Genomic DNA, 1,442 nt, shown 5'->3' on the forward strand with positions numbered 1-1,442 from the left:
GTACTCCAGCAGCGTTTCGCTATCTGGCCTGGTCAGAGGCATCGTCGGGAGTGTAGTTGGCTGCTGGCATGTCAGGGGCGGTCTTGCCGGACCGCCCCTCCAATGAGTGGCATCGAGAACTGTCTGCGCGGTGATGAGGGCAGCTTTCCCGCGTGATCGACGACCTTGCCGACGCGACCTGGGACCGTGAACTCGACGACCTCTTCCTGCGCATCGGCCACCGCTTCGGCCGCGCCGACCTGCGACGGCGCATGCGCGACTACGTCCGCGCCCTGCTCGGCCCGGTCGGCCGCAAAAACGGCTGGCAACTTGCCGAACACGCAGGCCACCGCACCCCCGACGGCCTGCAGCGGCTGCTGAACGGAGCCACCTGGAACGCCGACGACCTCCGCGACGACCTGCAGACATACGTCGCCGACAAACTCGGCCAAGTCGACGGAGTCCTCATCCTCGACGACACCGGCTTCATCAAGAAGGGCACCACCTCCGCGGGCGTGCAGCGCCAGTACTCCGGCACCGCCGGCCGCACCGAGAACTGCCAGATCGGCGTCTTCGCCGCCTACGCCACCACCCGCGCACGCGCCCTGGTGGACCGCGAGCTGTATCTGCCCAAGTCCTGGACGGACGACCGCGAACGCTGCCGCGCCGCAAAGATCCCTGATGAGAGGGCCTTCGCCACCAAACCAGAGCTGGCCAGGGCCATAGTGCTGCGCGCACTCGCCTCCCCGCTGCCGATCTCCTGGGTGACCGCGGATGCCGCCTACGGCCAGGAATGGCGTTTTCGCCGGATTCTGGAAGAAGCCGCGGTCGGCTACGTGCTCGCCGTCCCGAAGTCCCAGCCGGTGCCACGCTTCGGCCGGATCGACTATCTCTTCGGCCAGGCTCCGGATGAGGCGTGGGAGCGACGTTCGTGCGGCGACGGCGCCAAGGGCCCGCGCGTCTATGACTGGGCGGCTGTCCAGCTCCCGGTGATCGAGGACTTCGACGGTGAGCGGCCCACCCATCACCGCTGGGCGCTGGCCCGGCGCAGTATCAGCAGACCCGATCAGATCGCCTACTACCTCGCATACGCGCCAGTGGGCACCAACGTTGACCGGCTCGTGCGCGTTGCCGGGCGCCGGTGGGCGATCGAGGAATGCTTCCAGGCCGCGAAGAACGAGTGCGGCCTGGACCAGTACGAAGTCCGCCGCTATGTCGGCTGGATGAGGCACATCACCCTGGCCATGCTCGCGCATGCCTTTCTCGCGGCCACGGCAGCCCAGGCGGCGGCAAAGGGGGATGCAGAAACGGTTCCACCCTGGTTCCGCTCACCGTGGCAGAAGTCCGACGGCTCCTGGCAACTGGCCCCGCACACCGGCCCCGCCCGCCACTTCGCATCCATGCGCTGAGATGGTCGCGATGGCGGCGAAGGCGTCAGGCCGTGGCCCGGCAGTGCCACTACC

General features: G+C 68.2%; 1 protein-coding gene. It reads left to right on the forward strand.

Annotation, left to right across the window (positions count from 1 at the left end):
* Positions 1–152: 152 nt before the first annotated feature.
* Positions 153–1,388, forward strand: a complete 1,236-nt coding sequence (locus IF78_RS0142760) for an IS701 family transposase (protein ID WP_051828698.1) — start codon at positions 153–155, stop codon at positions 1,386–1,388.
* Positions 1,389–1,442 lie beyond the last annotated feature (54 nt).

The organism is Streptomyces bicolor (genome assembly GCF_000719285.1).
Lineage (GTDB): Bacteria > Actinomycetota > Actinomycetes > Streptomycetales > Streptomycetaceae > Streptomyces > Streptomyces bicolor.